The following is an 8,141-nucleotide window of genomic DNA, read 5'->3' on the forward strand; positions in this document are numbered from 1 at the left end:
GACGGCGTCCTCGGCGCCCGACAGCACCAACGACGTCGGCCCGTTCACCGCCGCGACACTCACACCCTCGCCCAGCAAAGGCCCGACCTCGTCCTCCGCCGCCTCGACCGCGAACATCACCCCACCCGACGGCAGAGCCTGCATCAACCGACCCCGCGCCACCACCAGAGCCGCCGCATCCTCCAACGACCACACACCCGCAACGAACGCAGCCGTCACCTCACCGACCGAATGACCCGTCACATAGTCGGGACGCACACCCCACGACTCCGCCAACCGGAACAACGCCACCTCGACGGCGAACAGCGCCGGCTGCGCAAACCGCGTCTCGTCCAGCAGGTCCCCGCCCTCGAAGACCAGATGCTTGAGCGAGCGACCGAGCTCCTTGTCCACGGCCGCGCACACCTCGTCGAAAGCCTCCGCGAACACCGGGAAAACAGCGTGCAGTTCACGCCCCATCCCGACCCGCTGCGACCCCTGACCCGTGAACAGCACACCCAGACGGCCCGCGACCACACTCTGCGGATCCACCGACACGAGATGCTCCCGCGCCTCCCCCACCGAACCCGCCACCACCACAGCACGATGATCGAAATGCGCACGAGACGTCGCCAGCGAGAACGCCACATCCGTCAGATCAAGGCCGGGCCGCTCCTCCAGGAAACCGGCCAGCCGCGCCGCCTGGTCGCGCACCGCCTCCACCGACCTGCCCGACACCACCAACGGCACCACATCAGCAGGCGCCCCACCACCCGGCGCCACCGCACCCTCCACCGAAGACCCCGTCTCGACGGCCTCCAGGATCACGTGCGCATTCGTCCCGCTCAGACCGAAGGAGGAGACGGCGGCCCGGCGGGGGCGGTCGGGAGTCTCGGGCCACTCTCGCGCTTCGGTCAGCAGTTCCACCGCGCCGGCCGACCAGTCGACCTTCGGCGACGGCTCGTCCACATGCAGCGTCTTCGGCAGCACACCGTGCCGCATCGCCTGCACCATCTTGATGACACCCGCCACACCGGCCGCGGCCTGCGCATGACCGATGTTCGACTTCAACGACCCCAGCCACAACGGCCGATCACCACCAGGCCGCTCCTGTCCGTACGTCGCGATCAACGCCTGCGCCTCGATCGGATCACCCAACGACGTACCCGTACCGTGCGCCTCCACCACATCGACGTCCGCCGCCGACAATCCCGCACTCGCCAGCGCCTGACGGATCACCCGCTGCTGAGAGGGACCGTTCGGAGCGGTGATGCCGTTCGAAGCGCCGTCCTGGTTGATCGCCGCACCGCGGACGAGGGCCAGCACCTCATGGCCGTTGCGCCGCGCGTCCGACAGACGCTCCAGCAGGACCAGCCCCACACCCTCGGCCCACGCCGTGCCGTCCGCACCCGCCGCGAACGACTTGCACCGCCCGTCCGCGGCAAGACCGCGCTGCCGCGAGAACTCCACGAAGCTGCCGGGTGTGGCCATCACCGCGACACCGCCGGCCAGGGCGAGCGAGCACTCACCGCTGCGCAGGGCCTGCATCGCCGAGTGCATCGCCACCAGCGACGACGAACACGCCGTGTCCATCGTCACCGCGGGCCCCTCGAAACCGAAGGTGTACGCCACCCGGCCCGAGATGAAGCTGCCCGCGTTGCCGTTGCCGAGGAAGCCTTCCAGTTCCTCCGGCACGCGGGTGAGGTTGGTGGCGTAGTCGTGGTACATGGCGCCGGCGAAGACGCCCGTGCGGCTGCCCTTCAACGACGTCGGATCGATGCCCGCCCGCTCCAGCACCTCCCACGACGTCTCCAACAGCAACCGCTGCTGCGGATCCATCGCCAACGCCTCACGCGGACTCACCCCGAAGAACCCCGGATCGAACTCCCCCGCATCATGCAAGAACCCACCATGGCGGACCATCGACTTGCCCACCGCATCCGGATCCGGATCGAACAACCGCCCCACATCCCAGCCCCGGTCCTCCGGAAACGCCGTGATGCCGTCACGCCCCTCAGCCACCAGACGCCACAGATCCTCCGGCGAGGAAACCCCACCCGGCAGCCGGCACCCCATCGCCACGATCGCAATCGGATCCTCCGACACCGGCACCACCCCACCAGCAGAAACCCCCCGATCCACCGACCCCCCAGCACCCGCCTCCTCGCCCACCAACTCCCCACGCAAGAACTCCGCCAGCACACCCGGCGACGGATAATCGAAAATCAGCGTCGCCGGCAACCGCAGACCCGTCACCGCGTTCAAACGGTTCCGCAACTCCACCGCCGTCAACGAATCAAAACCCAGATCACTGAACGCCTGACCCGCACCCACATCCCCCGCACCCGCATGCCCCAACACCACCGCCACCTCACCCGACACCAACTCCACGAGGTGACGTTGCTGAGCCTCGTGGGTCAGCGTCGCGAGGCGGTCCGCCAAGGAGTCGCCGGTGGCCGAGCCGGTGCCCGCGGCCGCGGTTCGGGCCGTGCGGCGCGGTCGGCGGACCAGGCCGCGCAGCATCGGTGGCAGGTGCCCGGCCCGTGCCTGCTCCGTCAGAGCGGTGAAGTCGAACTTCACCGGCACGAGCGTGGGCGCCTCTCCGGACAGGGTCGTGTCGAGCAGCGCGGTGTCGAGCAGGGCCATGCCGTCCTCGGTGGCCAGCGGGAGCACTCCGCCCCGGCCCATACGGGCCTGGTCCGACTCGCTCATCGTCGCGATCATGCCGCCGGACTCGGCCCAGAGGCCCCAGGCCAGGGAGACGGTGGGCAGCCCCTGCGCCCGGCGCCACTGGGCGAAGGCGTCGAGGAACGCGTTCGCCGCCGAGTAGTTGCCCTGCCCCGGACCTCCGATCACACCGGCCGCCGAGGAGAACAGGACGAACGCCGAGAGATCCATGTCGCGTGTCAGCTCGTGCAGCGTGAGCGCGGCATCGACCTTGGGGCGGAAGACTGCGCCGATCCGCTCCTGCGTCAGGCTCGCGATCACCCCGTCGTCCAGGACTCCCGCCACGTGCACGACGGCGGTCAGCGGCGCGTCGGACGACACCGCCGCGAGAAGCTTCTTCACCGCTCTGCGCTTCGACATGTCGCACGCCACGACGGTGACGCTCGCTCCGGCGGCTTCGAGTTCGGCCGTCAGCTCCGCGGCGCCGGGCGCCTCCGGTCCACGACGGCTGGTCAGCAGCAGGTGGCGTACGCCATGTGCGGCGACGAGATGCCGCGCGACGAGGCCGCCCAGCGTGCCGGTCCCGCCGGTGACCAACACGGTTCCCGCGGGATCCAGCGCGGTCCCGGCGCCGGCGTCGACCGCGGCCCGTACCAGCCTGGGCGTGTGCACCACATCGGCGCGCACCGCCACCTGGGCTTCGCCAGTGGCCAGTACGCCGGCCAGGGCCGGCCGGGAGGCCTGCACCTCGTCCACGTCCATCAGCAGGACACGGTCCGGGTTCTCGGCCTGCGCGGCGCGCACCAGCCCCCAGACCGCGGCGCCCGCCGGATCGGTCACCTCGGAGTCGCCCGAGACGCCGACCGCGCCGCGTGTCACGACGAGCAGGCGGGACGCCTCCAGTTCCGGCGCGGCGAGGAATGCCTGAAGGATGCCGAGGACACGGCCCACGAGGCCGCGCACCCGCTCGGCGCTGACGACGCCGTCGACGGCGTCCACGACCAGCACGTCCGGCATGGACGCGCCGGACCGCACGAGTTCCTCGACGTCCAGGGCCATGGAGACCGGGTGCGGGACGACCGCGGCAGCGGTGCCGGCCGTCCCTCCGGCCGGCGTCGCGGTCCATTCGACGGCGAACAGGACGTCCGTGCCGGGACCGGTCCGTCCGGCGGCCTTGAGCTGCTCGTCGGCGACCGCGCGCAGCACGAGCGACTCCACCGACGCGACGGGGGCGCCGTCGCCGTCGGCGAGTTCCAGCGCCACCGATTCGGGTCCGGTGGGCGTCATGCGTACGCGCAGGCTGGTGGCGCCCGAGGCGTGCAGCGTCAAGCCGTTCCACGCGAACGGCAGGATGAGCTTGCCCTCTTCGGCCTTCCGCTCGGTGAAGGCGCCGCAGTGCAGGACCGCGTCGAGAAGCGCGGGATGCAGACCGAAGCCGGCCGCCGCCTCGGCGTCGTGCGCCGGGAGCGTGACCTCGGCGTAGATGTCCTCTTCGAGGGTCCACAGCGTGCTGAGGCCCTGGAACAGCGGCCCGTACGCGTATCCGGCGCTCGCCTGGTCCGCGTAGAAGTCGGTCAGGTCGACGGGCTGCGCACCCTCAGGGGGCCAGACGCCGAGTGTGGTGCCGGGGGCCGGTGCCTCGTCGTCGAGCTGACCGTTGGCGTGGCGGACCCACGGGGTTCCGGGCTCCGCGTCGTCGGGCCGCGAGTACACGGCGACCGGCCGTACACCGCCTGCGTCCTCACCGACCGAGACCTGGATACGCACCGCACCCTTGTCGGGGATCACCAGGGGGGCTTCGATGATCAATTCGCGCAGGGACCGCGCACCGACCTCGTCCCCGGCACGGACGGCGAGTTCCACCAGTGCCGTACCCGGCAGCAGGACGGTGCCGGACACGGTGTGGTCCGCGAGCCACGGCTGGGCGGCCAGCGACAGCCGGCCCGTGCCCAGCACACCGCCGGTGTCGGGAACACTGATCACCGAGTCGAGCAGCGGATGCTCCACCGCGAACGCGGGATCACCGGCCGAGACGTTCGAGTTCAGCCAGTACCGCTGCCGCTGGAAGGCGTAGGTGGGCAGGTCCACCCGCCGGGCTCCCGTCCCGGCGAACACCTTCTCCCAGTCCACCCGCACACCCCGGGCATGCAACTGCCCCAGGGCATACATCAGCGCCCGGTCTTCCGGCATGTCCCGCCGCAGGGAAGGCACGCAATCCCCGGCCACCATCCCCGACAGCACACCGTCAGGACCGAGCTCCAGGAACGTCGACACCTTCTGCTTTCGCAGCGCCTCGACACCGTCGTGGAACCGGACCGTGCCCCGCACGTGCTCCACCCAGTACTCCGGCGTGCACAACCGGCCCGCCTCCGCCACTTCACCGGTCAGATTCGACACCACCGGCACAACCGGCTCGTGATAGGCGAGTGCGGCCGCGACCTGGCGGAATTCCTCCAACATCGGATCCATCAACGCCGAATGGAACGCGTGCGAGACCCGCAACCGCTTGACCCGACGATCCCCCAAGCGGGCCACCACCTCCGCGACGGCGTCCTCGGCGCCCGACAGCACCAACGACGTCGGCCCGTTCACCGCCGCGACACTCACACCCTCGCCCAGCAAAGGCCCGACCTCGTCCTCCGCCGCCTCGACCGCGAACATCACCCCACCCGACGGCAGAGCCTGCATCAACCGACCCCGCGCCACCACCAGAGCCGCCGCATCCTCCAACGACCACACACCCGCAACGAACGCAGCCGTCACCTCACCGACCGAATGACCCGCCAGGTAGTGGGGACGCACGCCCCAGGACCGTACGAGACGATAGAGCGCCACCTCGACGGCGAACAGCGCCGGCTGCGCATACCGCGTCTCGTCCAGCAGGTCCCCGCCCTCGAAGACCAGATCCTTGAGCGAGCGACCGAGCTCCTTGTCCACGGCCGCGCACACCTCGTCGAAAGCCTCCGCGAACACCGGGAACGCGGCATACAACTCCCGCCCCATCCCGACCCGCTGCGACCCCTGACCCGTGAACAACACACCCAGACGGCCCGCGACCACACTCTGCGGATCCACCGACACGAGATGCTCCCGCGCCTCCCCCACCGAACCCGCCACCACCACAGCACGATGATCGAAATGCGCACGAGACGTCGCCAGCGAGAACGCCACATCCGTGAGGCTCAGTTCGCGGTGCAGTTCCAGATGGTCGGCCAGGCGCCGGGCCTGCGCACGCACGGCGTCGGCCGTCCTGCCCGACAGGACGAGGGGTACGAGCCCGCGTGTCACGGTCGGTTCGGGGACGTCCTTCTCGACTGCTTCCAGGATGACGTGGGCGTTGGTGCCGCTGATGCCGAAGGAGGAGACGGCCGCGCGGCGTGTACGGCCCGGCGCGGTCGGCCAGTCCCGCGCTTCGGTCAGCAGTTCCACCGCGCCCGCCGACCAGTCCACCTTCGGCGACGGCTCGTCCACATGCAGCGTCTTCGGCAGCACACCGTGCCGCATCGCCTGCACCATCTTGATGACACCCGCCACACCGGCCGCGGCCTGCGCATGACCGATGTTCGACTTCAACGACCCCAGCCACAACGGCCGATCACCACCAGGCCGCTCCTGACCGTACGTCGCGATCAACGCCTGCGCCTCGATCGGATCACCCAACGACGTACCCGTACCGTGCGCCTCCACCACATCGACGTCCGCCGCCGACAGACCCGCGTTCGCCAGCGCCTGACGGATCACCCGCTGCTGGGAAGGACCGTTCGGAGCGGTCAGACCGTTGGACGCGCCGTCCTGGTTCACCGCGCTGCCCCGCACCAGGGCCAGCACCTCATGCCCGTTGCGACGAGCGTCCGACAGACGCTCCAGCAGGACCAGACCCACACCCTCGGCCCACGCCGTGCCGTCCGCACCCGCCGCGAACGACTTGCACCGCCCGTCCGCGGCAAGACCGCGCTGCCGCGAGAACTCGATGAAGCTGCCGGGCCGGGCCATCACGGCCACACCGCCGGCCAGGGCGAGCGAGCACTCACCGCTGCGCAGGGCCTGGACCGCCGAGTGCATCGCCACCAGCGACGACGAACACGCCGTGTCCACCGTCACCGCGGGTCCCTCGAAACCGAAGGTGTACGCCACCCGGCCCGAGACGATGCTTCCGGCGGCCACGGCCGCTTCGTAGTCGTGGTACATCAAGCCGGCGAAGACGCCCGTGCGGCTGCCCTTCAACGACGCCGGATCGATGCCCGCCCGCTCCAGCACCTCCCACGACGTCTCCAGCAGCAACCGCTGCTGCGGATCCATCGCCAACGCCTCACGCGGACTGATCCCGAAGAACGCCGGGTCGAACTCCCCGGCATCGTGCAGGAAGCCACCCTCGCGAACGTAGGACTTGTCGGCCAGGCCGGGGGTGGGGTCGTAGATTCCGTCGACGTCCCAGCCCCGGTCCTCGGGAAACGGCGTGATGCCGTCGCGTTCCTCGGCCACCAGACGCCACAGGTCCTCCGGCGAGGCGACCCCGCCGGGCAGTCGGCACGCGGCCGACACGATCGCGATCGGCTCGGACGAGGCCGCAAGGACCCGGTCGCGCTCCTCCTTGAGCTGCTCGTTCTCCACGAGCGAGGCGCGCAGTGCCGCGACAAGCTTGTCCTCGGACACAGACATTCTTGAGTTCCTCCGTAGGCCGCGACGGGCTCAGTTGGTGGTGTTGCCCATCGCGCGTTCGATGAGGCCGGCTACGTCCATGTCGGCGATCAGGTGTGCGGCGCTCTGCCCCGTCTCCGAGGAGGCGGGAGAGGTCGCGCCGGAGTCCGCGGCGCCGGGTGCCGCAGCCACGAGACGCAGCAACTGCTGGAGCACGCCGAGTTCCTGGAGCCGTTCGAGGGGCACGGAGGCGAGGGCCTTGCGCAGCCCCGCCTCGTCCACGTCGGCAGGCTGCACCGTTCCGCTTGCCGCGTCCGGGATCAGCTCCGCGCGCAGGTGCTCGGTGATCGCGACGGGCGACGGGTAGTCGAAGATCAGCGTGGCGGGCAACGGGATGCCCGCCACCCTCATCAGCCGGTTACGCAGCTCGACCGCGGTGAGCGAGTCGAAGCCGATCTCGCTGAACGCCTGTCCCGGAACGATGTTCTCGGCATCGGTGTGTCCGAGCACCACGGCCACTTCGTCGCGGACCAGGTCGAGCAGCATCTCCGTCTGCTCCTCCTCCGGGAGCCCGGCCAGCCGGTCCGAGAGCGAGATGGCAGAGACAGGTCCGCCGGCGGTGGCGGTACGTCGGGGTCGGCGCACCAATCCCTGCAACATGGAGGCCAGTTGTCCCGCTCCCGCCTGCGCGGCCAGTGCGGTGAGGTCGAACTTGACCGGTATCAGCACCGGTTCGTCGGCACCGATCGCGACGTCGAAGAGCGCCATCCCTTCCTCGACGGACAACGGAAGAACACCGCTGCGCCGCATGCGTGCCTGATCCGTCCGGTCGAGAGCACCGGCCATGCCTCCGGTGT

At 70.2% G+C, this 8,141-nt stretch carries 2 protein-coding genes; both read right to left on the reverse strand.

Translation table 11 applies throughout. From position 1 onward, the window contains the following. Nucleotides 1–7,299: type I polyketide synthase (locus tag Sri02f_RS40570; protein WP_245971032.1), on the reverse strand; the 7,299-nt coding region annotated here is incomplete at its 3' end. Between the two features lie 36 nt (nt 7,300–7,335). After that, nucleotides 7,336–8,141 (reverse strand): acyl carrier protein (locus Sri02f_RS40575; RefSeq protein WP_218029941.1); only part of this gene is annotated, 806 nt, incomplete at its 5' end.

The sequence above is a fragment of the Streptomyces rishiriensis genome, from assembly GCF_003112535.1.
In the GTDB taxonomy this organism is placed as follows: domain Bacteria; phylum Actinomycetota; class Actinomycetes; order Streptomycetales; family Streptomycetaceae; genus Streptomyces; species Streptomyces rishiriensis.